The following is a 25,186-nucleotide window of genomic DNA, read 5'->3' on the forward strand; positions in this document are numbered from 1 at the left end:
GGGCCCGCCTGCTGGTGTCCGCCGCGGCCGGCCTGGCGTTGCTGGCCGCTCCCGCGCTCGTCGCGGCGCCCGCGCACGCCGCGACCGACCTGTCGAAGTACGGCGAGCTGCACCGCTTCGGGGGGTTCGACACCGCCCGCTACGCCGAGAACGCGTACACCGGGGCGCTGACGGCCGGCAAGCTCGTCGATCCGGTCGGCTTCACCGTCGACCCGCAGGACGGCGGCACGGCCACCGCGCCGACGCAGGCCGTGTGGGTGCTGGACCGCACGAACATCGCCGCCGTGCAGCAGTTCCGGCTGCAGAAGCTGAGCCAGACCGGCGAGGTGCTCGGCACCACGACGTTCTCCGTGCCGAAGGACGCCGACGGCAACAACCGCACCATCGTCGGCCTCGCCGTCGACCACACGACCGGGTCGGCGGGCGCCGGCGCGGTCTACGCGGTGATCGAGCGCAACACGGCGGGCAGCAACGGCACCATCGGCCGCGCCGAGGAGGTCGTCGGCTGGTCGACCGCTCCGCAGGACGGCAAGCTCGTCGCGGCCGCCGGCCTGAACCCCGTCGGCGCCGCGCTGCTGGCGCCTGGCGCCGGCTTCGGCGCTCCCGGCGCGCTCGGGGCCGCGAGCACCCTGGCCGCCGCGGGCAACGAGACCTTCGCGGTGCAGGGCCTGGCCGTCCACACCCGGCCCGGCGGGGCGCGGGCGCTCGCGCTCGCCAGCGCGCTCACGGGCGAGCTCGTCAGCGGCGATTACGCGCAGGGCGCGGTGGTGCAGGACTTCGCGCTGACCGGCACCCGGGGCGCGCGGCTCGGGCGCTGGACGTCCGACGCGCTCGCCGGGCTCCCGGACGCGTCCGGGCACGAGTCCACGTCTCAAGGCGCGGCGGGTCTGCAGGCGCTGCCGGACGGCAGCGGCGCGCTCGCTCTCGTCCTCAGCGGCAACATCGAGTCGGCAGAGATCGTGCGTCTCGACGCCGACCTCGCCAATCCCAAGATCCTCCTCAGCAACGCCCGAACCGACTACCCGGTCCTGTGGGCGGCCCAAGGCGGGACGATCGGGCTGCCGGCCCGGGGAACCGTTCCGGAGTACGGGAACACTCCATCGACCGCCGGGGGCGCGGGCAACCTGACGGTCGCGACGAGCACCGGCGCCTGGGCGGCGGCCGCGGACCCGTACACGTACGGCGGCGGCAGCGGGGACACCAGCAATCGGCCGCTGACGCAGCAGGGGGTGGCGTTCGTGGATCCGCTGGCGTCGGGGGCGCTCGCCACCCCGATCCCGCCCGTCACGACGGTGGCCGGGACGCTGGCCTCGGCGACGAAGACCGGGCCGTGCGCGTTCGCCGGCAACGGGCTGACCTTCGCGGCCGGTGCGGGCGGCTCCGTGTGGGTCCTCTCGCGGAGCCAGAGCTCCGTCTTCCCCTCCGGCGGCGACTACCCGACCACCAGCGGCCGCGAGATCGTCGAGCTCGGCCCCGGCGGCACGGCGTGCAGCGAGCGGCCGTCGGGGACGTTCACCGTCCAGGGCGGCACGACGACCGCGCGGACGCCGGCGAGCGACAGCGATCCGCTGATCGTGCCGACCGGCACGAAGGTGACCTTCGACACCGCCTACGACGCGACCGACCCGGCGAAGCCGCTGGGTGTCTCGTACGGCCCCGACGCCGAGTTGGCCGGCGTGGTCGCTCCGCGCTTCGGTAAGCGCGAGCTCGGCGCATGGGACCTCGACGGCGACGCGACCAACGGTGCCGCCGGCGACGGATACGAGGTCACCGGCGCCCGCCCGAACGACGGCCAGATCAAGGCGTCGTCGTTCGTGCCCGACGCGACGTTCACGTACACGACGCCCGGCGTCTTCCCGGTCCGCCTGCGGATCCTGGGCGAGTCCGGCCCGTACGTGAAGTCCGGCTCGGTGGTCGTACAGGCGGCGCAGGCGCCGACGGCGTCGTTCACGGTCGCCGGGGGTGCGACGGCCGGCAAGGCGGTCGCGTTCGACGGGTCCGGGTCGACGACGGCGTTGGGGACGACGCTGAAGTCGTACCGGTGGGATTGGGGTGATGGGTCGGCCCCGGAGACGACGTCGACGGCGCAGGCGTCGCACGTGTACGGGGCGGCGGGGTCGTTCACCGCGAAGTTGCGGGTGACGAACAACACGTTCCAGAACAGCACGGAGGTGACGCGGTCGGTGTCGGTGGCGCCGAAGCCGGTGGATCAGCAGCAGCCGCCGACGCAGACGACGACGCAGACCACGCCGACGACGACGGTGCCGACCACACAGCTCCCGCCGCCTGGCCTCAAGCCGACGCTGGTCGCGAAGTTCGCGCTGTCGATCGCGAAGCCGAAGGCGGTCAAGCGCGGGAAGTCGCTGTCGTTCAAGGTGACGGTTCGCAACTCCGGGACCGCAGGGTCTGCGGCATCGGTGTTGACGGTGACGCCGCCCAAGGGCGTGCGGGTCGGCTCCGGCAAGGCCGGCAAGGCCGTGAAGGTCAAGGTCGCCGCGATCAAGGCCGGTGGCTCGAAGGTGATCACGGTGAAGCTGAAGACGGCCAAGTCGACGAAGACGTCGACGAAGATCAAGCTCAGCCTCGCCGGTGGCGGGCTGAAGGCGTCCGGCACGCTCAGCCTCAAGCTGAAGTAGCCCGGTACTGGCGGGGGCGGGTCGAGCGCTGCCTGCTCGACCCGCCTCACCGGAGCGCGCGTGCCCCCGGTCTGGCGGCACCGCGCGAGAGGACTGCGCCAGAACCGGCCAACGATTCCAAGGCGAACCGGGCCCGACGCCCGCATGACACGGACGATCCAGTCTACGGGTTGGACGTCCCGACGTCGACGTCGGCGATGCGCCGCGTGCTCACCGCCCGTGACGCTCCCGGGCCGGGACGAACGTCTCAGGGTCGTCGCCTCTCGCCCGCCGACGGTGCGGAGCCCGCGGTCGCGCGTGCCCACCCGGACCGTCGCGAGTGGGTGAGCGGCGGCTCGCCGTCGCGGTCGTCCAGGCGCACCGGTCGGTAGACCGGCCGGGCCCGGTCGCGCTCGGGGCGACGGGACCGCGTCGTGGGGTCAGGATCGCGCGTACCCATGCGGCCGACGGTACGCCCGGGAGGCCTCGGTGGCCAGGGCGTTCCCCAACCGTTCACGTCGTCGACGGGCCGGGGCGTCCGTCAGGCGTCCGTGAGGGCGAGGACGAGAGCGTCAGAGCGCACGACGGCGACGCCCGGCAAGCGGGTCAGCCGTCCGGACGCAGGACGTCGTGCGGGAAGCGGTCGACGCGGTCGATGACCCCGTCGAGGAACGCGGTGGCCATCGGGCCGCTGACCCGGCGGCGCTTCGACGACGCGTAGGTCCGCAGGGCGTCGTTCGTGCTCAGGTGCTGCGCGGCGACGCTGATGTCGATGAGGATCTGGTGGACCTCGGCGTCGTCCCCGGCGGCCGTCGCCGTCGCGTCGGCGTAGTACCGCCATCCGCTGCCGCTCGCACGACTGCCGGGCCGGCGCTGGCGCAACAGCCGGGCGTAGTCCCCACCGTGCGCCCGCAACAGCAGCGCGACCGCGTCGGCCGACAACGCATCGGCCGTCTTCGTCGTCCCGTCGCGGGGAGTCGGGTCCCGCCCTTCACGTCCGCTTTCGGACATCGCGGCCTCGTCGGTCGGCATGACGATGTCCTGCCGCAGCCCCGGAACTCGAAGCCCCGACCGACACCAGCTACCCCACGCAGTCAAGCACGCTCAGGACTCGCGGTGGGGTAGCGCGGGGTTCATCGCGGCGGAGACGAGGGTCCGCCGCGCGCTCAGCGCTCGTAGTGGTAGCGGGCTTGCAGCACGACGAGGTCACCGTCGAGGGTGACGTCACCGCGTGGACACGCTGTCGCCGCTGCTGCTGCCGCCGCCGTCCACCGGGACGACCTCGGTCAGCGGCTTGCCGACGCGGGTGACGCGCAGGTCGATCTTCGTCGGCCAGCGCTTGCGGTCGAGCTTCAGGCGCAGGGTGTGGGCGCCGGTGCTCAGCGTGGTGCGCTTCGTCTGGGCGACGACGCGCAGCACGGTCTTCGTCCGCTTCTTGGTCTTGCCCTTCGCCTTGACCGTCACCTTGGTCGTGCGCAGCGCCCGCAGCTGGACCTTCGCGCGGCCACGGAGCACGATCCGGATCGTGAGCGTGTTGCCCTTGACGACGCGCGCCTTGCCCGTCGACTTCAGCGGGGAGAGGACGCGGGTCGTGGTCGTCGGGGTCGGCGTGGCGGCCAGCGTGGGCGGGACGACCGGCGGCGCCTGGTTGGCCAGCGAGTCGTCGACCGGGATCGCGTCGGGCGGGACGAACGGCGTGCCGCCGTCGGACGGGCGGAACGAGATGACGGACGCGAACGCCGGATCGGTGTCCTGGGCGCGCGTCGTGCCGTCGGTCAGGTGGAAGAGCCAGCCGGCGTCGGTGGCCGCCCAGCAGTCGTCGACCGCCGGGCAGGCGATCGGGCCGGCGTTGCCGCGTCCGCCGACGTCCTGGTCGGGGCCCAGCCGCACGGGTGCGCCCGCCGTGCCGTCCGCGGCGATCCGTGCCACGCGGGCTCCGTCGTCCCCGTCGGGGTCGTAGGACACCCAGGCGGCGGGCTGGCCCGGGACGGCGGCGATCGCCGACGGGGTCGCGTCGACCGGGATCGCCGCCGGGGGGATCTCGACCTGGCGCCACTCGCCGCCGGCGTACCGCAGGGCGAGCGGATGGCCCGTGGCCTTCCCCGCCGGGACGAACGAGCCCGACGCGAGCGGGCCGGTCACGGCCCAGAGCTGCGGGGACGCCGGACGGGACGCCGGATCGATCGTGCCGCCGTCGCTCGAGAGCTGCAGGCCCGTCATCGTGACCGGCGAGACCGGGCGGCCGGACGCCGCGTCCGTGCCCCAGTTCGGCAGCGGCGGGCAGATCACGCCGGTGCAGCCGGCGTCGTCCAGCGGCGCGTCGGTGATCCGCACGCCGCCGGCGTCGTTGCGCAGATCGTGGAGGACGGCCGGATGGTCGGGGTCCTCGGCGGGATCGACCGCGTCGTTGCGGCCGAGCGTGACGGACTCGACCGTCCGGCCGCCGATCGTGACCATCGACGCGACGCGGTGCGGGTGCAGGCCGCCCACGCGGGAGAGCGTCGAGCCGTCCCAGTGCAGGTGGAACGGGAGGCTGCTCCCCCGGGCCGACAGCCCGCCGAACCAGCAGTCCGACGGACCGCTGCACGTTGCGCTGTTCATCGGCGAGTACGACGTCGGCTGGCCGACCGGGAGCGCGTAGGAGGCCACGACCTGGCCGTCCTTGAAGTGGCACAGAGAGACGTTCCTGGAGTCCGCGCCGCCGCCGACGATCTGGCCCGGGCGCTGGTCGGCGATCGTCCAGAACTCGTCGGGTCCGGCCCACGCGACGCGGCCCTGGCCCTGCACGCCGGAGTCGCTGATCTCGGGGCTGCCGCCGCAGACCGTGGAGAGCTGCCGCCAGCTGCGTCCGTCGTAGGTGTAGAGCCCCTGCGGGACGACGCCGTTTCCGGCGGTCATCAGGACGCCGCGGTTCGGCGACCAGAAGCTGATGTCGGTCACGGGGCCGAGCGCGACGCCGTAGGGCGCGGGGGAGGCACCGTCGGGCAGGGCGGGGGCGTCGGCCGGAGCGAACCGCCAGGTGGCGTCGGCGTGCGCGCTCGGGGCGGCGACCGTCGTGGCGACGGCGAGCGTCGCGAGGCCCGCGAGCAGCGAGGCCGCGCGGCGCAGGGTGATCATCGGGTGCTCCCGGATCGGTCGGTGGTCGTGCCGGGGGTCGACAGGATCGCGGCGGACTTCGTGGTGGCGGACCGCCGCAGGCGCTCGCGGCGCTTCTTGGCGGCCGTCTTCTTCCTGGCGGCCGCCCGCTTCTTGGCCGCGGCCTTCTTGGCGGCGGCCTTCTTCGCCGCCGCCTTCTTCTGCGCGGCGGTCAGCGTGACGCGGAAGCGGGCGGCGACGTCCGTGCGCAGCGTCGGCTTGCCGGCGCTCGTGAACGTCACGCCGACCGTGGTGTCGAGGCCGTGCTTGGTGCGCACGAGCGGGCGGTAGGCCTTCGCCACCGTCAGGCGCAGGGTGGTGCGGCCGGGGCGCTTGGCGGTCGCCTTCGCGCTCGTCAGGGACTTGGTGACCACCGTGCGCTTGCGGCGCTTGACGACGGTGACCCGCCCGCGGGCGGTGACGGTGAGCCGGCCGGCGTCGGGCACCGTCACGTCGACGGTCAGCCGGCCGTCCGCGCGCCGGTGGGTGCTGAGGCCCAGCCGGCGGGTCGCGACCGCGACGGCGGCGGGGCCGGGCGGGGCCGTCACGGACTGCACGCCGGGCACCGCGGGCACGCGGCGCTCGTCGAGCGTGAAGACCCCGGTCGCCCCGACGCTGTTGGCGCCGAAGACGAGGTTCGTGGCCCCGGAGGTGAACGCGATGCGCGCGCCGTCGCCGCTGAGCGCGGGGGAGAGCGTGCCGCGATTTCCCGGTGCGCCGTCGTAGCCGATGCTGGCGAGCGACAGCGTGCCGGCACCGAGGTCGGCGACGTAGAGCTGTTGGATCTCGGCGGTCGCTCCGAGTGACGGGGTGATGAGTGCGGGAGGGCTGAACGGGAACGCGGTGCGGGTCGTCACGAAGGCCAGGTGCCGGGCGTCGGCGGAGAACGCCAGGTCGGTGATCTGTCCGGAACGGGAGAAGTCCTCGAAATCCGTGCTGGCCCACCGGGTGACCGGGCGGGTCGCTTGCCGGCGCGTGAGTCCGGGACTCATGTCGACGACGTAGACGTCGGGGGGCTCGTCGCTGAAGTACGAGACGTTCGCGAGCGACGCCTTCTTCTCGTCGGTCGCCGCCTCGACGAGCAGCGCGACCGTCCGCCCGTCGGCACTGAGCGCGGGCACCATCCCCGGCAGCCGCGGCGCGAGGCCCCAGGTGCCGAGGCCGAATACCCCACCGTTCCCCTGGTTCGAGTTTCCTTCTTTGTCGAACAGCGTGTCGAAGGGCCCCACGCAGCCGCAGGCAGGGTCGTCGCCGCCGACGATCCGCCGCGTCGCCGCGCCGGGGCCATCCGCGACACGGCGCCACAGCGGCTCGAGGTAGCGACCGAGCCGCTGCCCTGTGTCCGCCATCCCCCCCGGCACGACCGGCGCCTGCGCCGCGATGTCGGTGCCCATCCACGCCACCGTCGTGCCGTCCGCGCTGATCGCGGCGGAGCTCCGCTCGGCGATCGTCGCGTCGTCACCGGCGACCGTCGGCACGAACGCGCCGCCGTCGGCGACGGGGACCGGCGCCGCGCCGAGCGACTCGCGGGTCTGGGTGACGAGCGTGGTGCTGCGGGCGTCGAGGTCGCGCAGCGCCACCTGGGCTGCGGGCGTGACCGGGTCGCCGGCCGCGGGCGCGGTCAGGTCGGACGCGCCGAGGACGGTGAACGCCACACGGCGGCCGTCGGCGCTGAGCGCCACCCGTCCGGCCGCCGCCGAGCCACCGGACGTGCAGGTGCCGCCCGTCCCCGCGTCGTAGCTGAGGCCGGTGGCGCCGCCGTCGCGGGCGGACGCGAGCGCGAACGCGTCCGCAGCGTCGGCCGGGCGCGACAGGTCGCGCACGTAGACGTCGCGGCAGCCGTCGCCGCTGTCGTTGGCGGGGTCCAGCGCCGCGGTCGTCGTGAAGGCCACGTAGCGGCCGTCGCCGGAGACGGACGGGGTCGCAGCGTCGCCGCCCGCGACGAGGTCGAGGGCGCCGGTCACGAGGTCCCGCCGGTAGACGCCGGAGACGCCGGCGACGGAGCCCGTGAAGACGACGTACCGACCGTCGCCGGAGACCGCGGGCTGCCGGGCCACGTCGGACTCGAGCGTCGCGTTGCCGGACACGAGCCGGGGCACGTCGAACGCCGCGTGCGCGGCGGTGGGCAGCGCGAGGCCGGCCACGACCACGAGGGCCGCCACGGCGGGGCGGGCGGTCGACCTGCGGGGGCTCATCGGATGGTCACCTTCGTGCGTCGGTTGATGAGGTTGCCGGCCTCGTCCCGCACGCGGGCCGTGACCCGGTAGCGCCCCGGCTTCTTGTACCGGTGGACGATCGACGTGCGCTTGCGGACCTCGGCGGTGCCGTCGCCGAACGACACCCGGGTGGAATCGCGGGTGACCCCGGAGAACCTGTCCGCGATCCGCACCCGCAGGCGACGGCCGGACGCGCGCGTGGCGGTGAGTGTCGGCGCGTTGGTGTCGACCTGCAGCTCGGCCGGCGCGCTCGCCGTCTGCTGGCCGTTGCGGTCGACCGCGATCACCTGGACCTGGTGGACGCCGTCGCCGAGTCCGCGGTACGGCAGCCGCGCGCTCGTGCGGTACTGGCGGGTGAGGACCTTCGTGCCGTCGACCGCCAGGTCGTAGTACACGCCGAGGCCGGCCTTCGGCGCGGCGTCCCACGCGAGCCGCGCGCGGTTGCGGCGCACCCAGTCCGGCGCGGTCTCGGGCTTGAACGCCGAGAACGCGCCGGGCGGCGAGTCGGCGAGGCTCCCCATGATCCGGGGGCCGTCGGTCGGGCCCTGCAGCGCCGCGATCAGGCCGTCGCCGAGCGGGGAGGAGCCCACCCGGACGTCGGTGACCGGGCCGCTGATCGGCGACGACAGCGTCGCCTGCTGCCACGCGCCGCCCGGGAAGACCTGGCGGACGGCGGTGACGGGACGGCCGGCGTCGTCGACGGACGGCCAGGCCGTCACGCCGCCCCCGTCGGGGTTGATGCTCTGGGGCACCTGCCGGCCCGTCGACGCACCCAGGGCGGCGGGCGGGCCGATCGGACCGGTGTCGGCGCCGCCGACCGTGCGCGCCTGGCCGCCGAGGACGTACGTCACCCGGTAGCCGCCGGTCGCGTCGATCGCGACGTCGGGCACGCCGAGGCCGGCCCCGCCCTCGATCGGCGACGGGGCTGCGAAGGCCGTGCCGCTCTGGTCGCTGGACGGCAGGCCCGCGCGCAGCACGTACGGGGTGCCCAGCGGTGAGCCCGTGCCCCCGGCCAGCCGGTAGGCGACCTGCGCGCCGTCGATGCGGTTGATCGCCACCGCCGGAGCGTCGGCGTCGACGGTCACGGGCTTGCCGTCGAGGGTGTCGCCGCTGACGGGGAGGACGACGCCCGGCGAGCGGTTGAAGAGGCGGCGGGACCAGATCCGCGCCACGCCGTCGATGCCGGGCTCCTGCCAGGTGACGATGCCGCCGTTCGTGGCGTCGGCGGCGACGGCCGGGGCGTTCTCCGCCGTCGGCTTGCGCATCGTGATGCTGCCGCCCTTGACCCGGTTGACCGTGCCCACCGACGACCACGTCAGGCCGTTGAAGCGGGCGACCCGGACGTCGACCAGCTGGTCGCCGGGACGCATCGGGCGTGCGACGTTGATGCCCGAGAGCAGGAGGTCGTTCGTGACGACCCGGTAGGCGACGTACGCGTTGCCGTTGTCGGACATCGCCAGCGACGGGAAGGCGGCGGTGCCGTCGCCGATGTCGTTCCCGTCGACCTCGATCGTCGGCCCGAAGCCCGTCGCGCCCTCGCCCAGGAACGACGAGACGAGGTTGTACCGGACCTCCGTCCCGACCGTGCGGACCGGCGTCGCCCAGACCACCAGGAGGCGGCCACCCTCGGCGGCGGCGATCGTGGGCATCGTCGCGGTGAACGGGCGGTCGACGTCCACGCGCTGGGGCTCGGCCCAGTGGTCGCGCAGGAACCGCGACACGAACACGTGGGGCACGCCGTCGACGAGCTTGCGGAAGACGACACCGCCGGTGCCGTCGCCGGCCATCGCCACGCCGTCCACCGAGAGGATCGACGTGTCCGGCCCCGCGATCGTCGTCGCCGGCTGGATCACCGCGCCGCTGGGGGCGGGGGCCACGAGGCCGCCGACGCCCGCGAGCGCCAGGGTCCCCAGGAGCGCGGCGCGCCGGACGCGGGCCGTCCGCGGGAGCTCGGGCCCGCGAGGCGCTAGTTGGGCGTGGCGTGCTGCGCGTGAACGGCGGGGTGAGGACAACGGGGATGAGGGCATCGGGGCTGGACGGGCGGCGCTCCCGGCCAGCGGCGCGGGGCGGCCTCGGAGTCCGGGCGAATGGGCGCCGGACGACAGGGGACCGCTGGAGCCTAGGTCCTCGCCGGAGTGTCTACCAAGCTGTTCACGACACGGTCACAGCAACAGCCGACTGTTCACGAGGCGTTCGGCGGATGTTCTCGCCATGTTTACACCGGGGGTGGGGTCGCACGTCACGGTGGGAGCCTTGCCGTCCCGAGACACAAGGACCCGTCAGTGAGCAATCCCCGCCTAGCCAGCTCCAAGCGCAACACGAGCCCGACGCTCGATTGGCTGCGCGGTGCCGGCTCCGCCGTCCTGAAGATGCTGACGAAGGACCTGCTGCGCACGTTCCTGCTGGTGGCCTCGATCACCCTGGCGGTGCTGTTCTTCACCCTGCTGGGCTCGCTCAAGCCCGAGGGCGAGGGGGAGCCGATCTCGCTGACGCGCGTGGTCGACGCAGCGAGCGCCAAGCAGGTCTCGCGAGCGACGCTGTACGACCACGATCACCAGGTCGTGATCGTCAACCGCGAGGGTCGCCAGTACGTCGCGGACTACCCGTCCTCGGACGCCGCCACCCAGCAGCTGCTCCAGTCGCTGCAGGCCAGCGACGCCCAGGTCACCATCGAACCGCAGTCCTCGAAGGGCTCGCGGACGACGGTCGTGCAGTTCCTGCTCCCGATCCTGCTGCTGGTCTGCCTCTTCGCGCTGTTCACGCGCCTCGGGCAGGGCGACGGCTCGGGCGGCATCGCCGGGTTCTCGGCGTTCCGGGGCAAGGGCAAGAAGAAGAAGGCCGGCTCCCAGATCACGTTCGACTCCGTTGCCGGCGCCGGCGACGCGCTCGCCGAGCTGCGCGAGATCCGCGACTTCCTCGACGACCCGTCCAAGTACCTGGCGATGGGCGCCGCGGCGCCGAAGGGCGTCCTGCTCGTCGGGCCTCCGGGCACCGGCAAGACGCTGCTCGCCCGCGCGACGGCCGGCGAGGCCGACGCGGCGTTCTTCACGGCCTCCGGCGCCGAGTTCGTCGAGTCCCTCGTCGGCGTCGGCGCCGCCCGCGTCCGCGATCTCTTCGCCAAGGCGCGCAAGGCCGCGCCGTCGATCATCTTCATCGACGAGATCGACGCCGCCGGCCGCAAGCGCGGAGCCGGCGTCGGCCAGGGCAACGACGAGCGCGAGCAGACGCTGAACCAGATGCTCGTCGAGATGGACGGCTTCGGCGGCGACGCCGGCGTCGTGGTGATGGGCGCCACGAACCGCCCCGACATCCTCGACCCCGCCCTGCTGCGCCCGGGCCGGTTCGACCGCCAGGTCGTCATCGACGTCCCCGACGTCCACGGCCGGCTCGAGATCCTGGAACTGCACGCCCGCGGCCGCCAGTTCGACATGGACGTCGACCTCAACCAGATCGCCAGCCTGTGCCCGGGCTTCTCCGGCGCCGAGCTCGCGAACCTCGTCAACGAGGCGGCGCTGCTGACGGTCCGCGAAGGTCGCCAGACCATCGACCAGGCGACGCTCGAGGAGGCCATCGACCGCGTCGTCGCGGGACCCGCCAAGCGGCACGTGCTGACGCCGGACGAGCAGTGGACGATCGCCGTCCACGAGGCCGGTCACGCGATCGCCACGCGGGCGATCGGCCAGACGGTCGCCGCGCAGAAGCTGTCGATCGTCGCGCGCGGACGTCAGCTCGGAACCGCCGCGTCGATGCTGACCGACAAGGACGCCGTGATGCACGGACGCTCCGACCTCGAGCGCCAGCTCGTCGCGATCCTCGCCGGCGTCGCCTCGGAGATCATCGAGTTCGGCGAGGAGTCCACCGGCGGCACGGACGACCTGCACGCCGCGACGAAGCTCGCCCGCTCGATGGTCACGAGCTTCGGCATGTCGCCGCGCCTGGGGCACGTGACGATCGGCGAGCCCGCCGGCGAGATCTTCCTCGGCGCAGCCCTGCAGGACCTCGGGTCGATCGGCCCCGAGGCGCTGAACGTCATCGACAGCGAGGTCGAGCGGATCGTCGGCGAGGCCGAGGCCCGCGCGACCCACGTCCTCCGGGCCAACTGGGCCACGGTCCAGGAGACCGCGAGGTCGCTCGTGGAGTACGAGACGCTCTCCGGCCACGCGCTGGAGGCGATTCTGTCCCCGGTCGAGCCGATCGACGTGGCGACCATCGAGCTCCCGACGGCCCGGCCCGGCGTCGACCGTCCCGGGTACACCACGGACATCGACTGACCCGAAAAGGGCCCATCCCTGTAGGGGGTGGAGTCGTGGTGGTCGATGACCAAGGAGGTCGTCTTTCGGTCCCGAGAGACAGGCTGGGTGCCTGACCGAGGGACCGGAGGGCGAGATCCGCCGGTCAGCGGCCGCCACGGACCGCGCCCTACCGGGATAGGTCCTGAGGGCTTCTCGCCTGCCGCCGCGCGCGGCTGCGTCTTCCGGTGCCGCGGACGTGGACGTTGCAACCGGAACGACGATCCGCGGCGGTTCTCCTGCCGGCCTCACCGGTCACCGCGGGCTGAGGAACCGCGCTGCTCGTCAGGCGGGCCGGGGGCCGTCGAGGCGGTCCAGGGCGCGGACGACCGCCTGGGTGAGCATCTCGCTGCGATCGCTCTGGCGGCGCAGCTCGTCGTTCTGCCGCCGCAGTTCCTCGGTCTGGAGGTCGCTCGTGTGACGAAGGGCCAGCAGTTCCTCGCGGTGGAGGGCGGACTCTCTGCGGAAGTCCTCGCGCTGGATGGCGATCCCGTCTGTCCGTCGGGCGATCCCGTCCGTCTGTCGAGCGATCCCGTCTGTCTGTCGAGCGATCCCGTCTGTCTGTCGGGCGATCTCGTCCGTCTGTCGGGCGAGGGTGGTGGTGAAGGTCTCCAGCCGGTGGTCGGCGCGCTCGAGGAAGGTGCGGAGCTCCGGGTCCATGAGCCCATGGTGGCAGCGCGGAGTCGACGAGACAAGCGCGCGTCGTGCCGAGATCGTGCGCTGTCGCGTCGGGTGCGAGTGGTCGCCGGGCGGCCTTCCCGGGCGCGCGCGTTCGCCGCCGGGGCGGGACGAGACCCGTGGCTCAGCGGCCCGCGGCGGGCGGGATCTCGAGCGCCGGGACGTCGTCCGCGCCCGAGGTGCCGGGTGGGTCGACGCCGAGCGTCTTGGCCGTCAGGCGGGCGAGCGCCCGCAGGTCGGCCGCGACGTCGAGGGTGCTGCCCGGCTTCGCGTCGGCCCGCAGGACGACGGTCGGGGTCGGCGTGGCCGGGTCGGTCGGCGCGGCGGGCGTCGTCGCCGGGGCCGGCGTCGAGGTGCCGGGGACGGCCGCGGCGGGGCACGGGTCGGCCGAGCCGACCGCGGTCACGACGATCAGGCCGCTGTCCTGGAACTCCGTGCTCTCCGTGATCGCGGTGAGCGTGTCGGCGACCTGGTCGGGCAGCGCGACGGCGGTGCGATCGGGCGGCGCGCAGCCGCCGAGCGTCGCGTACGAGAACGAGGGGAGCGTGTCGCCGCTGGAGACGTCGTTGCCGAGCGTCTCGAGGCTCGAGGTGCCCTTCGCGCACGCGTCGTCGGTGCGCAGCGCGGCGATCCGGCCGAACGGCGTACGGGTCGCGGTCAGCGCGGCGCCCGCGTCGCCGGGCGCCGGGTCCGTGCAGGCGCCCGGGAGCGGGTCGCCGGTGCCGGGCTGCGCGTCCACGTACGTGCGCCAGGTCTGCCCGGCGGTCGTCAGCTCCTCGGGGAGCGACGGCGGGACGGCGGCGGCGGGGTCGGGAGCCGGCGAACCGGCCGCGAGGGGCAGGGTCCCCGTCAGCAGCGTCGACGCGTTGGCGATCGTGTCTGCGGCGACGGGCCGGACGCCGGTCAGCCGGACGCCCTGGTCGGCGATCCGGTCGACGGCCTCCTTGGCCGCCGGGCCGTCGAGCGCGAGAAGCCAGACGTGCGGCGGGATCGTCGGATCGTCCGGCGTCGTGCTGTCGTCTGTGGTGTCGGTGCCCGTGTCGCCGGAGTCGCCGGAGTCCGCCGTGTCCGTCGTGGCGGCCGCATCGGCGGTCGCGTCGTCCGTCGTGGCCGCGGCGTCGTCCGTGGCCGGCGCCTCGTCGGTGGTGGCGGCGTCGTCCTGGGTCGTCGTGGGCGGTGCGGCGGCGGTCGTCGCGGCGGGCGGGGCCGGGACGGCGGCGACGGCGGGCTGCGTGATGACCGCGGCTCGGGCCCCGGAACCGGCGCCGGGGACGAGCGAGCCGGCGAAGCCCGCGACGAGGATCGCCGCGGCGGCCGCCGCGAAGGGGACGGCACGGCCGTGCGGTGCGGGGGCCGGCGCCGCTGGTTCGCCCGCGCGGGCACGCAGGATCTCGAGCGGCTCGAGCCGGCGCTGCCCGACGAGCTCGCCGCACGACAGGCAGTAGCGCTGCGAGGACGACGTCGGGGTCCCGCAGGAGCGGCAGGGGCCGGCGGGCTCGTCGGGGACGACGTCGTCGTCCGAGCGCTCGTCGGCCATCGAGACGGACGATCGCAGTCCGTCAACAGCGAGTTGTGAACGAGCGGGGACCACGGACGAGCGTTCGTGTGCCGCGGAAAGACGTTCGTCCGATGTTGACGTCGTCCGGCGGGGGTGCCCGTGTCGTTTACGTGATCGCCACGGGATGTTCACAGTGCGAGCGTGGCGAGGTCCCATGATCTCGGTCGGTGCGCCCCGCCCCCGGCTGGTGGAGGGCGCCGTCCTCCCGTCGCTTCGACCTCTACTCCAGGAGACCCCAGTCCATGCGCCTTTCCGCCCCCGTCACCCGTCTGGCCACCGCCACGGCCCTGACCGCCGCCTTCGCGATCCCCGCCGTCGCCGCCGCGCCCTCCGTGGCCGCGACGAAGAAGACCACCATCACGATGAGCGGCTCGACCTCGATGTACCCGCTGGTCAACGCCCTCCAGGCCAAGTACCACTCGCTGAACTCCAAGGTCAGCTTCCGCGTCGCCCAGGGTGGCTCCGACAAGGGCATCACCGACGCCGCGAAGGGCCGTGTGACGATCGGCAACTCCTCCCGCGACCCGCGCAAGGGCGTGGACCCGAAGGGCCTGAACTTCGTCCGCGTCGCCCGCGACGCGGTCTGCCTGATCACCAACCCGGCCAACAAGCTCGCCAATGGGCTGACGCAGCAGCAGGTCGCGGACATCTTCTCCGGCAAGATCCGCTCCTGGTCCGACATCCCGGGGGCGCAGCAGACCGGCACGATCAGCCTCCAGGCGCGCAACGAGGCCTCGGGTACGCTCGACGCGTTCCAGAACCTGTTCATGGGCGGCGCGGCGCTGTCGTCGACCGCGGCGCGCCTCGGCTCCAACGGCCTGATCCAGGCCGCCGTCAAGCGCGACCCGGGCGCGATCGGGTTCGTGTCGATCGAGTTCACGAGCGGCGTCAACTCGGCGACGTACCAGGGCGTCAGCTGCACGACCGACAACGCGAAGTCCGGCGCCTACAAGGGCACCCGCTCGTTCTGGATGGTCGTCAAGGAGGGCACGAAGGGGGAGCCCGCGCGCTTCATCAACTGGGTCCGCACCAGCAGCGCGGCCCGCAAGATCCTCGTCGCGGAGAAGGCCATCCCGCTCAAGTAGTCCCGGCACCCCGCCCGAGACCGAGTCCCGAATCACCGACAGGAACACCGCGTGCTGCGCAACCTCCGCAAGCCGCTCACCGACCGAGGCGCCGAGCGCATACTCGGCGCCTCGGCGGTGATGGTCGTCCTGGTCATCATCGCGATGATCGTGTTCATCGCGATAGCGGCCTGGCCCTCGTTCCAGCACAACGGCCTGCGCTGGTTCGGATCCGGGCCAGACGTGGACGCCGAGCTCGGCGCCATGATCGACCAAGGAGCCAACCCGAAGCCGTCCGCGTACGAGTTCCGGGCGTGGCCCCTCCTCTACGCGACCGCTCTGACCACGGTCCTCGCCGTTGGGATCGGCGTCGTGGTCTCGGTCCTCGCTTCCATCTTCATCGTCGAGCTCGCCCCTCCGAAGGTCCGGGCGGTCGTCGTCCCGGTCGTCCGGCTGCTCGCCGCCGTGCCGTCCGTCGTCTACGGGCTGATCGGCATCCTCGTCCTCGTCCCGTTCGTCAACGACCACCTGATCGACGAGGGCCAGCGCGAGTCGGTCGCGTACGTCATCACGCTCAGCGGACCGGGGCTGCTGGTCTCCGTCGTCCTGCTGACGCTGATGATCACCCCGATCATGATCTCGCTGGTCGTCGACGCCCTCAGCGCCGTGCCCCGCGGCTGGCGCGAGGGCGCTCTCGCGCTCGGCGTGACCCGGTGGCGCGCCGTGATGTCGGTGTCCGTCCGCGCCATCCGACCCGCGATCGTCGCAGCGGCGGTGCTCGCCAGCGCACGGGCGTTGGGCGAGGCGATCATGCTCTCCATGGTCTCCGGCTCGAAGGGCTTCGCCCCCCAGCCGTGGGACGGCGTGATCTTCCTGTTCGAGCCCCTGCGACCGCTGGCGGCCACGATCGCCGAGCAGTCCGAGGGCATCGCCGCTCCGGCGCTGAAGTCGACCATCTACGCGATGGCGCTCGTGCTGTTGGTCTCGTCGCTCTTCCTGTCGATCGGGGGCTCGCTGATCAAGCGCCGCCTCCGCCTGGGGACGGCGCGATGAGCGTTCCGTCGCCTGTGGGGGCACCACGCTCCCGCTGGAGTCGGTTGCGCGGAGAGCTGCGGCTCTGGCGCCCACTGGACCTGGTCGGCGTCGCCTCGGCCTGGCTGGTCGGTGCGCTGCTCGTGCTGGTCGCGGCATCCCTCCTGATCTACATGGGCTACAAGGGGCTGCAGTACGTCAACCTCGACCTGCTCGTCTCGCGGCCGCAGCCCGGATCCGACCAGTCGCAGACCGGAGGCATCCTCGACCCCATCATCGGCACGCTGCTGATCATCGTCATCGCGACCGCGATCGCGCTGCCGCTGGCGGTCGGCGCGGCGCTGTGGATCGTCGAATACGGGCGGCCGCGGTGGCTGGCCCGGGTCGTCGAGTCGGGCATCGAGGTCATCGCCGGCGCGCCGTCGATCGCGATCGCGATCTTCGGCCTGGCGATCTTCCAGCTGCCGCTGTTCTCCTGGGCGTCCTTCTCGGCGGACGGCGGTGGCGTCTTCGGGCGCAGCTTCATCGCCGCAGGGGTGGTCATGTCGCTGATCGCGGTGCCGTCGATCTTCGCCACGACGCGCGAGGCGCTGCTCTCGGTGCCCCGCCACGTGCGCGAAGCGAGCTTCGGCCTGGGCAAGACCCGCTGGGCGACGATCCGACGCGTGCTGCTCCCGACCGTGCGACCGGACATCGCCACCGGTACGGCGTTGGGAATGGGTCGCATCGCGGGGGATACGGCGATCATCGTCCTGCTGCTCGGCGCGACGCTCCAACTGCAGGCCGGCAGCGACATCCCCGGGATCGGCACCCTCCAGGGCACCGGGTCGACGCTGACGAGCTACGTCTACAACAACTCCCCGACCGGTGAGGGCAACGCTCCGGAGAAGGCCTACGCCGCGGCGTTCGTCCTCATGCTCCTGATCATCGGCCTCAACCTGCTGGTGGCCATCATCGGCCGTCGCCGCGCCGGAAACGACCTCCCGAGATGACCATGGCCGAGTTTCCGCCCCCCGTTCGCCGGATCAGCTCCGAGCAGACGCCGAACGTCGTCGATCCCACGAACCGGAACGGCATCCCCGAGCCCATCGCACGAGCGATGGCGCCCGCGTACGGACCCGAGCGGCTACGGATCGACGATGTGTCGATCCAGTACGCCGGCGCGGCCCGCCCGGCCGTCAACGGCGTCACGCTGCCCGTCCGCCAGGGCGAGGTGCTCGCGCTGATCGGACCGTCGGGTTGCGGCAAGACGACGCTCCTGCGCTCGCTCAACCGCCTGGTCGAGCTGACGCCGGGCGCGCGTCGCGATGGCCGGATCCTGCTGGACGGGGACGACGTCGACGCGATCGAGATCACGCGGCTGCGACGTCGGGTCTCGATGATCTTCCAGCAGCCCAACCCCTTTCCCATGTCGATCTTCGACAACGTGGCCTACGCGATCCGCGAGCAGGCGATGCGACGGCCCGGCAGGTCCGTCCTGATGCCGCGAGTCGAGAAGGCCCTCCGTCGCGCCGGTCTGTGGGACGAGGTCGCCGACGACCTCGGGCGTCCCGCTTTGCGGCTCTCGGGCGGCCAGCAGCAGCGGCTCTGCATCGCTCGCGCGCTCGCGGTCGAGCCCGACGTGTTGCTCATGGACGAGCCGTGTTCGGCGCTGGACCCGATCTCCACCGGCGTCGTCGAGGATCTGATCCACGAGCTCCGCGCGAACCTGGCGATCGTCATCGTCACGCACAACCTCGCACAGGCGCGGCGGGTCGGCGATCACGTGGCGTTCATGTACCTGGGCGATCTCGTCGAGTACGCGCCGACCGAGGAGCTCTTCACCAATCCGCGTGCGGACCGGACGCGCGACTACGTCCAGGGAGCCTTCGGGTGAGGCGCCCACGCCACGACGCGGAGGTGTGGGAGGGCCTGCCGTGGGGCATCCGCGGCGCTGCCGCGATGCTCCCCGTGGTCGCGACGGTCGCAGGTGCGTTGGTGCTGGCCGGGTGCTCGACGACGCAGGAGAAGAGCGCGGCGCTCCAGCGCGTGGCGCTCAAGGCGAACAGGCCCGGTCGCGTCGCGCTGGGTCGCCCCGACGGTGACGTCCGCCTCGTCCGTCGCAGCGAGCTGCGGACGACGAGCGGCACCGCGGTCGTCGTCTCGCTCGAGAATCGCGGTCCGCGTGCGCTCGTGCGGGTTCCCGTCGCGCTGCGGCTGGAGTCGGGCGGCAAGGAGACGTACTTCAACGATGGCGATGGTGGCGACGAGCTGCTGCTCCGGGTTCCCGTGCTGCCGCCGCGCAGTCGGGTGGACTGGGTCAACTCGAACGTGCCGGCCGCCACGAAGGGCGCCGCGCTCGAGGTCATCCTCGGCGCGCCGATCCGCCGCTCGCGTCGCCCCGCGAAGGCGCTGCGCATCACCGGCCTGAAGCGCAGCGCGGAAGACTCTGGAACCGCCGGAACTGCGATCACCGGAGTCGTGCACAACGACGTCCCGCGGACGCAGACCGAAGTGCCCGTCTATGTGACCGTCAAGGACGGTGCCCGCGTGGTGGCCGCGGGTTCCAGCCGGATCGCCACGATCGCCCCGCGATCGAGCGCCACCTTCGAAGCCGTGATGGTCGGCGACGGGCGACGCGGCCGCCTGGCCGCGACGGCCCTGCCCACCAAGCTGCAGAAGACCAAGAGGACCTCCCGATGAGTACCAGTCCGTATCTGCCCGCTGACGATCCGCGTGCCGCGACCTGCGCGTCCTGCGGGGCGCCGATGGCGTCCGATCAGCGCTACTGCCTCTCGTGCGGCGCCCGCCGCGAGCACGCGCGGCTCCCGTTTCAGGACGCGATCGTCCCGGTGTCCCTTCCCGGCGGTCCGCAGGCCGGTGCGTTCCCGCCGGCCCTGTGGTCGGCACCCCAGGGCTCGGGGCCCGCGACGGCCACGCTGCTCGCGGCGCTGGCCTGCGTGCTGCTCGCGTTCGGGGTCGGCGTCTTGGTCGGCGACAAGGGCGGCGGGGGAGGGGCGCAGCAACCCATCGTGCTCGGCGGTGCGCCGGCGGCCTCCGCCGCGGCACCGACGCCGACCACCACCGAAACGACGGCCGCGACCGACACGACGACCGACGACGCGTCGGCGTCCGCGGCTGGCAAGTCCGACGCGGTGACGAAGATCGACAAGAGCAAGCTCGACGCCACGCAGAAGAAGGAGGCGGCGGAGATCGAGAAGACCCCCGCCACCACTCCGAAGGCGGCGGCGATTCCGGACACGACGGAGAAGAACCTCAACAGCAAGGATCCGGACAAGGCCCGCGAGGCCTCCCAGTCCTTGCCCGACTCCGTCTCCACGGGGCCCTGAGCCCGATGTCGAGTGCTTCTCGAATCCCCTGGCGGCGCAAGTCCGAGCCCCTTCCGGCGCCGGGGATGAGCCCGCAGCGCGCGGCGCTCGAGGACGAACGTCGCCGCCTCGCCGACCAGGTGGCCGAGAGCACCTGGGACCTCGGCGGTCTCGTCTACGAGATGGCGGTCCGCGACCACTTCCGCGTCGACGTCCTCGTGGAGCGTGCCGCCGCGCTGCAGCGGCTCGACGCCCGACTGAGCGAGGTCGAGCGCCTGGCCGCCGACCACGCCGGCATCGCCGGCAGCTGCCGCTTCTGCGGCGCACCCCACGGCCGCTCGGCCGAGTTCTGCTGGAGCTGCGGCGAGCGGATCATCGTCCGCCAGGTGCACGCCACGATCGAGGCGGTGCCGCACGAGCGGCCGGCGGACGCCCAGGAGACCCGCGAGTACGACGTCCAGGACGACCGCGAGTACGAGGACCCCGAGGACCCCGAGGACGACGCTCAGGCGGAGCGCCGCAGCAGGTAGGTGTCGAACATCCAGCCCTTGCGCGCCTTCGCGTCGGCGCGCAGGGCGGCGATCTCCCCCGCCACGTCGGCGAGCGGCCCGCTGCGCAGGAGCTCGTCCTCGGTGCCGAGGTACGCGCCCCAGTAGATGTCGATCCCGGCGGGGTCGATCGACGCGAACGTCGCGTGGGCGTCGAGCATCACCACGACGTCGTCGACGTCCGCCGGCATGCCGTCGGCGAGCAGGCGCGCGGGGGTGATCTGCACGGCGCGGCCGACGCGGTTGAGGGGGATCCGGTGCCGCGCGGTCAGGACGGCGACGGCGCTGACGCCCGGGACCACGTCCACCGCGAGCTCGCGCGCGGACGCCGCCGCGACGTCCTGGACGATCGCCAGCGTCGACTCGTAGAGCGACGGGTCGCCCCAGACGAGGAACGCGCCGGTCTCGTCGTCGCCCAGCGCGTCGTCGATCGCCGCCGACCACGTCGCGGTGCGCGCCGCCCGCCACTGCGCGACGGCCTTGCGGTGGTCCCCGTCGACCTCGCGCTCCCGCGGCGGATCGGGCAGCTCGACCGTGCGGTACGGGCCGGCGGTGCGGTGGCGCTCGACGACGGTGCGGCGCAGGGCGAGCGGCTCGTCGACACCGGGCTTGACGACCGCGAACAGCACGTCGAAGGCGTCCAGCGCGCGCACCGCCTGGACGGTGACGTGGTCGGGGTCGCCGACGCCGATGCCGATGATGAGGAGCTGGGGCACGGGGCGGGATCGTAGCCCCGGCGGGCCACGGACCCCGGGCCGCCGTGGCCGGGTCGCCCCTCAGCCCTCCCGGGCCCCGCGACCCAGGACGAGACCCACCGCGGCCGCGCGGTTCGGTGCGCCGAGCTTCCGGAGGATCCGGCTGACGTGCGTCTTCGCGGTGGCGCGCGTGATGTAGAGGTCGTGGCTGATCTCCCGGTTGCCCAGTCCGCGAACGACGCAGTCGAGGACCTCGAGCTCGCGGGGGGTGAGGATGTCGGCCAGCGCGGTCTCGTCGCGGAGGGTGGTCGCGGGCAGCCCGGTGCCGGCGCGCGAGTCCGACGCGCGGGAGAGCTCGACGGCCTCGTCGTCGCCCGGCATCGCGTCGACCGTGGCCTGGAGCGCCGATCCGCGCGCTCGCTGGGCCCGCAACCGCTCCGAGACCTCGCGGCGCTCGAGGATCCAGCCGACCGTCTCGGCGAAGACCACCAGGACGTCCTGGTCGACGGCGTCGACGGGCCGCCGGTCGGCGTGGTCGGCATGGAGCAGTCCGAGGGCCCGGCCCGCGGGCGCGATCGGCACGACGACCAGCGAGGACGAGCCGGGGAGGACGCCCCGGGCGGGCTCGGTGCCGGGAACGGCCTGGACGATCTCGGGCCGGCCGGAGCGCACGACCCGGGCCTCGACCGGCGACCCCGCGAAGGGGAGCGCCCTGCCGCCGTCGGCCCCGCGGTGCACGGGGTCGGAGGCGGGGTCCAGGCCCCCGGTCGTGCACAGGCGCCACGGCCACCAGTGGTCCGCGTCGAGGCGGCTGAGGAGGACGCGCTCGAATCCGCACGCGCGCGACGCCTCGCGGCAGATCGCGTCCTCGAGCTCCGCGGACCCGCCGAGTCGCAGGAGGCGGCGCAGGCCTTCGTCGACCTGCCGACGGAGGTCGACGTGCGCGCCGGCCGACGCCTCGTGGTCCGCGGCCGCGAGGTCCGCCGCGCGCACGGCGATCCCGACGAGCGCGCGGCGCTCCTGCTCGTCGACGACGCCGGCCAGTCCGTCGGCCACCCGGCGGGTGAGGGCGGCCAGGGCGTCGGACCGGTGCGGCGGCACGCGGGGGTGCGCGGCGTCGCCGGGTCCGAGGATCCGGTCCACCGCGGCGTGCATGGCGCCGGCCGACGTCGCGGCCGCGGGCCGCGATGCACTCATCGGTCTCGGGCGACCGGCCCGCGCGGGCCCGCCGGTCGGCGCAGGTACTCCGCGACGGCGCCGGACCTCGACGACGTCCCGAGCTTGCGGTTGATGCGCTTGAGGTGCGAGCGGACGGTCTCCTCCGCGACGACGAGCCGCGCGGCGATCTGGGCGTTGCCGAGTCCCTGCGCGAGCCCGTCGAGGATCTCCCGCTCACGGCCCGTCAGGGGCACGGCTCCCGCCGCGGCGCCCTCGACCGCGACGGGGTGCGGGACGACGCCGGGGCGGGCCCGGGCCATCGGGACGTCGGCCGCGGCGAGCTCGTCGATCGCGGTGATGGCGTCCTGGAACGCCCGTCGCAGGCGGCCGTGCTGCTCGCGGAGCCGCTCCGCCAGGACCGCGCGTTCGAAGAGCACGGAGAACCGGTCGGCGAAGTCGCGGAGCAGATCGCGGTCCGTCGCGTCGCACGGCGCCGTCGTCCCGTAGCGGTCGGCGTGGAAGAAGCCGATGACCCGCTGCGACGCGACGACGGGAGCGGCCACGTACGACGTCGTCCGCGACATCGCGACGATGTCGGCGAAGACCCGGTCGTCGTGGGCCGGGTCGTCGACGAGGGCCGGCATCCGCCGCCGGGCCATCTCGGTCTCCAGGCGGAGCCGCTCCAGTGGCAGGCGGACCTCCTGGATGAAGTCCCGGAAGCCGGTCTCCTCGGGGTCGGCGCCGTCGCGGGCGGCCATGACCTTCGGGTCCCACACGCCGTCGTGGACCTGCGAGAGCATCGCGCGGCTGAACCGCCCGGTGGCGACCAGGGCCCGGGGTGACGCCTCCACGAGCTGCGCCGGCGTCTCGAGGCGGCGGAGACCCGCCAGCTCCCGGTGGACCCGCAGGAGCGCATCGGCGCCGTCGGAGCGCCGCTGCCCGTCGTGGGTGCAGATGGCCCGGTCGAGGCCGACGAGCCGCGCGAGGTCCTCGGCCGCGCCCGCCGACGGTCGCTCCAGGCGGCGGCGCACGGCGTCGCGTTGCCGCACGAGCTCCGACCGGGACGGGACGAGCGGGGGCGGCGGGGCGGGGGAGGGGGCTCCGGGGACGCTCACGTCCCGACGCTAGTCCCCCGTCGCCCCCGGGGCGTCGTCCCGATGGGGTATCGGGTTCCCCCACGCGGCCGACGTCGGCACCCGACATCGCCTGGGAGGTTCGTCGCATGAGCTCCGATCCGAACGCCCCGGTCCCCTACGACTACGTCGTCGTCGGTGCAGGATCGGCGGGCTGCGTCCTCGCGGCCCGCCTGAGCGAGGATCCCGGTGTCCGGGTCGCGCTCGTCGAGGCCGGCGGACCCGACGACGCGCAGGAGCTGCACGTCCCCGTGGCGTTCGGGTCGCTGTTCAAGTCCGGCTACGACTGGGACTTCAGCTCCGAGGCCGAGCCGGGACTCGACGGGCGCCACGTCTACCTGCCCCGGGGCCTGGTCGTCGGGGGTTCGAGCAGCACGAACGCCATGATCTACATCCGCGGCAACGCGGCGGACTACGACGGCTGGGCGGCCGACGGGGCCGACGGCTGGTCCGCCGACGACGTCCTCCCGTACTTCCGCCGCTCCGAGGCCAACGAGCGCGGCGCCGACGACCACCACGGGGCCGACGGTCCGCTCGCGGTGTCCGACAGCCGCTCGAACCACCCGGTGACGGAGGCGTTCGTGCGGGCGGCGGAGGCGGCCGGCCATCCGCGCAACCCCGACTTCAACGGTCCGCGACAGGACGGCTTCGGCGCGCTCCAGGTGACGCAGCGGGCCGGTCTGCGCTGCAGCGCGGCCGCGGCGTTCCTGCACCCGGTGCTCCACCGGGAGAACCTCGAGCTGATCAGCCGGACGCGCGTCCTGCGGATCCTGCTCGAGGGCGACCGCGCGGTCGGCGTCGCCGTCGAGCGCCACGGCGAGCGGCTCGAGCTGCGGGCCGAGCGCGAGGTCGTGCTCTCGGCGGGGGCCTACGGCTCGCCGACCCTGCTGATGCAGTCGGGCATCGGGCCGGCCGAGCACCTCACCGGCCTCGGGATTCCCGTGCGGGCCGACCTGCCCGTCGGCGACGAGCTCCAGGATCACGTCTGCGCGCTCCTGAACTTCGGCTCCCGGATCCCGACGCTGGAGACGGCGTTCAGCCCCGAGGCCCTGTCGCAGCTGGAGCGCGAGGGACGCGGCCCCCTGACGTCGAACGTCGCGGAGGGCGCGGGCTTCGTGCGCTCGCGTCCGGGACTCCCGGCGCCCGACCTCCAGTTCCACGTCGCGGCCGTCGGCTTCTCCGACGAGGGCCTCACGCCACCGACGGGGCCGGCCTTCGCGTTCGGACCGTGCGTCGTGAAGCCGACGAGCCGCGGGAGCGTCCGGCTGCGCAGCGCCGACCCGTACGCGAAGCCGCGGATCGTCAACAACCACCTGACGACGGACGAGGACCGCGCCGCGATGGTGGCCGGCCTGCGCATCGCGCTCGAGATCGCGCGCCAGGAGCCGCTCGCCGAGATCTCGACCGGCTGCATCGTCGGCCCCGACCGGGACGACGACGAGGGCCTCATCGCCTTCGCCCGGCGCACCGGCTGGGGCCTCTACCACCCGACGTCGACCTGCGGGATCGGCCGGGTCGTCGACCCGCGGCTGCGCGTCCGGGGCATCGACGGGCTCCGCGTCGTCGACGCGTCGGTGATGCCGACCGTGACGCGCGGCAACACGAACGCCCCGACGCTGATGATCGCCGAGCGCGCCGCGGACCTGATCCGCGAGGACGCGTTGTCGATCAGCGGCGTCGCCACCGCCTGAGTCCGCCGGCCACGCAGCGCGGACCGCGCCCCCCCACCCCTCCGAGCCCCACAACCCGAGGACCAC

At 73.7% G+C, this 25,186-nt stretch carries 19 protein-coding genes; 10 read left to right on the plus strand and 9 right to left on the minus strand.

The window, feature by feature from the left end:
- Positions 1-14: 14 nt before the first annotated feature.
- Positions 15-2,636, plus strand: a complete 2,622-nt coding sequence (locus tag AB0L40_RS00105) for a PKD domain-containing protein (protein WP_364347355.1) — start codon at positions 15-17, stop codon at positions 2,634-2,636.
- Between the two features lie 585 nt (positions 2,637-3,221).
- Here AB0L40_RS00105 and AB0L40_RS00110 read toward each other — a convergent pair.
- The 4 genes from AB0L40_RS00110 to AB0L40_RS00125 form a co-directional block, all read right to left on the minus strand.
- Positions 3,222-3,647 (minus strand): hypothetical protein, encoded by a 426-nt coding sequence (locus AB0L40_RS00110; RefSeq protein ID WP_364347358.1) that lies wholly within the window; start codon positions 3,645-3,647, stop codon positions 3,222-3,224.
- 192 nt (positions 3,648-3,839) lie between these two features.
- A complete protein-coding gene (locus AB0L40_RS00115) occupies positions 3,840-5,732 on the minus strand; it encodes a hypothetical protein (protein WP_364347360.1) in 1,893 nt (630 codons plus the stop codon).
- Positions 5,729-7,945, minus strand: coding sequence for a hypothetical protein (locus AB0L40_RS00120; protein WP_364347363.1), 2,217 nt, complete (start codon positions 7,943-7,945; stop codon positions 5,729-5,731). The genes AB0L40_RS00115 and AB0L40_RS00120 overlap by 4 nt, the downstream gene beginning before the upstream one ends.
- Positions 7,942-9,843 carry a PKD domain-containing protein gene (locus AB0L40_RS00125; RefSeq protein ID WP_364347366.1) on the minus strand — a complete coding sequence of 634 codons (1,902 nt, stop codon included), beginning with the start codon at positions 9,841-9,843 and terminating at the stop codon, positions 7,942-7,944. The genes AB0L40_RS00120 and AB0L40_RS00125 overlap by 4 nt, the downstream gene beginning before the upstream one ends.
- 405 nt (positions 9,844-10,248) lie before the next feature.
- Here AB0L40_RS00125 and ftsH point away from each other — a divergent pair, with 405 nt between their 5' ends.
- On the plus strand, positions 10,249-12,237 hold the full coding sequence (gene ftsH, locus AB0L40_RS00130) for an ATP-dependent zinc metalloprotease FtsH (protein WP_364347369.1): 1,989 nt from the start codon (positions 10,249-10,251) through the stop codon (positions 12,235-12,237).
- Between the two features lie 303 nt (positions 12,238-12,540).
- On the opposite strand, the gene AB0L40_RS00135 is transcribed toward ftsH, so the two are convergent.
- Positions 12,541-12,915 (minus strand): hypothetical protein, encoded by a 375-nt coding sequence (locus AB0L40_RS00135; protein ID WP_364347372.1) that lies wholly within the window; start codon positions 12,913-12,915, stop codon positions 12,541-12,543.
- A 142-nt stretch (positions 12,916-13,057) separates the two neighbouring features.
- A complete protein-coding gene (locus AB0L40_RS00140; protein ID WP_364347375.1) occupies positions 13,058-14,470 on the minus strand; it encodes a hypothetical protein in 1,413 nt (470 codons plus the stop codon).
- Positions 14,471-14,733: 263 nt separating this feature from the next.
- Between AB0L40_RS00140 and AB0L40_RS00145 the strand changes: the two genes are divergently transcribed.
- The 7 genes from AB0L40_RS00145 (at position 14,734) to AB0L40_RS00175 (ending at position 20,425) form a co-directional block, all read left to right on the plus strand.
- Positions 14,734-15,576: a phosphate ABC transporter substrate-binding protein gene (locus AB0L40_RS00145; RefSeq protein ID WP_364347377.1), complete on the plus strand. Its 843-nt coding sequence runs from the start codon at positions 14,734-14,736 to the stop codon at positions 15,574-15,576.
- A gap of 51 nt (positions 15,577-15,627) precedes the next feature.
- Positions 15,628-16,608: a phosphate ABC transporter permease subunit PstC gene (gene pstC, locus AB0L40_RS00150; protein WP_364347379.1), complete on the plus strand. Its 981-nt coding sequence runs from the start codon at positions 15,628-15,630 to the stop codon at positions 16,606-16,608.
- Positions 16,605-17,579 (plus strand): ABC transporter permease subunit, encoded by a 975-nt coding sequence (locus AB0L40_RS00155; RefSeq protein WP_364347381.1) that lies wholly within the window; start codon positions 16,605-16,607, stop codon positions 17,577-17,579. Before pstC ends, AB0L40_RS00155 begins: the two co-directional genes overlap by 4 nt.
- 107 nt (positions 17,580-17,686) lie before the next feature.
- Positions 17,687-18,463 (plus strand): phosphate ABC transporter ATP-binding protein, encoded by a 777-nt coding sequence (locus AB0L40_RS00160; RefSeq protein WP_364347494.1) that lies wholly within the window; start codon positions 17,687-17,689, stop codon positions 18,461-18,463.
- The gene (locus AB0L40_RS00165; RefSeq protein ID WP_364347383.1) at positions 18,460-19,269 is read left to right on the plus strand and encodes a hypothetical protein; all 810 of its coding nucleotides are present in this window, start codon (positions 18,460-18,462) and stop codon (positions 19,267-19,269) included. Before AB0L40_RS00160 ends, AB0L40_RS00165 begins: the two co-directional genes overlap by 4 nt.
- Entirely contained in the window at positions 19,266-19,916 is a 651-nt protein-coding gene (locus tag AB0L40_RS00170; RefSeq protein ID WP_364347386.1) for a hypothetical protein, read from the plus strand. Before AB0L40_RS00165 ends, AB0L40_RS00170 begins: the two co-directional genes overlap by 4 nt.
- A gap of 65 nt (positions 19,917-19,981) precedes the next feature.
- Entirely contained in the window at positions 19,982-20,425 is a 444-nt protein-coding gene (locus tag AB0L40_RS00175; RefSeq protein ID WP_364347389.1) for a hypothetical protein, read from the plus strand.
- On the opposite strand, the gene cobF is transcribed toward AB0L40_RS00175, so the two are convergent.
- Genes cobF through AB0L40_RS00190 form a run of 3 tightly spaced genes read right to left on the minus strand, consistent with a single transcriptional unit; the run spans position 20,401 to position 23,411 of the window.
- A complete protein-coding gene (cobF, locus tag AB0L40_RS00180) occupies positions 20,401-21,159 on the minus strand; it encodes a precorrin-6A synthase (deacetylating) (RefSeq protein ID WP_364347391.1) in 759 nt (252 codons plus the stop codon). The genes AB0L40_RS00175 and cobF overlap by 25 nt on opposite strands.
- Positions 21,160-21,219: 60 nt before the next feature.
- Positions 21,220-22,335: a LuxR C-terminal-related transcriptional regulator gene (locus tag AB0L40_RS00185; protein WP_364347393.1), complete on the minus strand. Its 1,116-nt coding sequence runs from the start codon at positions 22,333-22,335 to the stop codon at positions 21,220-21,222.
- Positions 22,332-23,411, minus strand: a complete 1,080-nt coding sequence (locus AB0L40_RS00190) for a LuxR C-terminal-related transcriptional regulator (protein WP_364347396.1) — start codon at positions 23,409-23,411, stop codon at positions 22,332-22,334. The genes AB0L40_RS00185 and AB0L40_RS00190 overlap by 4 nt, the downstream gene beginning before the upstream one ends.
- Positions 23,412-23,518: 107 nt before the next feature.
- Between AB0L40_RS00190 and AB0L40_RS00195 the strand changes: the two genes are divergently transcribed.
- Complete coding sequence (locus tag AB0L40_RS00195; RefSeq protein ID WP_364347399.1) at positions 23,519-25,120, plus strand: FAD-dependent oxidoreductase; 1,602 nt, start codon at positions 23,519-23,521, stop codon at positions 25,118-25,120.
- Positions 25,121-25,186 lie beyond the last annotated feature (66 nt).

The organism is Patulibacter sp. NPDC049589 (assembly GCF_040675535.1).
Lineage (GTDB): Bacteria > Actinomycetota > Thermoleophilia > Solirubrobacterales > Solirubrobacteraceae > Patulibacter.

Bases quoted from the DNA above. Each gene is read 5' to 3' on its own strand.
- AB0L40_RS00110 (WP_364347358.1), bottom strand. From the start codon at position 3,647: ATGCCGACCGACGAGGCCGCGATGTCCGAAAGCGGACGTGAAGGGCGG.
- AB0L40_RS00115 (WP_364347360.1), bottom strand. From the start codon at position 5,732: ATGATCACCCTGCGCCGCGCGGCCTCGCTGCTCGCGGGCCTCGCGACG.
- AB0L40_RS00120 (WP_364347363.1), bottom strand. From the start codon at position 7,945: ATGAGCCCCCGCAGGTCGACCGCCCGCCCCGCCGTGGCGGCCCTCGTG.
- AB0L40_RS00135 (WP_364347372.1), bottom strand. From the start codon at position 12,915: ATGGACCCGGAGCTCCGCACCTTCCTCGAGCGCGCCGACCACCGGCTG.
- AB0L40_RS00140 (WP_364347375.1), bottom strand. From the start codon at position 14,470: ATGGCCGACGAGCGCTCGGACGACGACGTCGTCCCCGACGAGCCCGCC.
- AB0L40_RS00145 (WP_364347377.1), top strand. From the start codon at position 14,734: ATGCGCCTTTCCGCCCCCGTCACCCGTCTGGCCACCGCCACGGCCCTG.
- AB0L40_RS00155 (WP_364347381.1), top strand. From the start codon at position 16,605: ATGAGCGTTCCGTCGCCTGTGGGGGCACCACGCTCCCGCTGGAGTCGG.
- AB0L40_RS00160 (WP_364347494.1), top strand. From the start codon at position 17,687: ATGGCGCCCGCGTACGGACCCGAGCGGCTACGGATCGACGATGTGTCG.
- AB0L40_RS00170 (WP_364347386.1), top strand. From the start codon at position 19,266: ATGAGTACCAGTCCGTATCTGCCCGCTGACGATCCGCGTGCCGCGACC.
- AB0L40_RS00175 (WP_364347389.1), top strand. From the start codon at position 19,982: ATGAGCCCGCAGCGCGCGGCGCTCGAGGACGAACGTCGCCGCCTCGCC.
- AB0L40_RS00185 (WP_364347393.1), bottom strand. From the start codon at position 22,335: ATGAGTGCATCGCGGCCCGCGGCCGCGACGTCGGCCGGCGCCATGCAC.
- AB0L40_RS00195 (WP_364347399.1), top strand. From the start codon at position 23,519: ATGAGCTCCGATCCGAACGCCCCGGTCCCCTACGACTACGTCGTCGTC.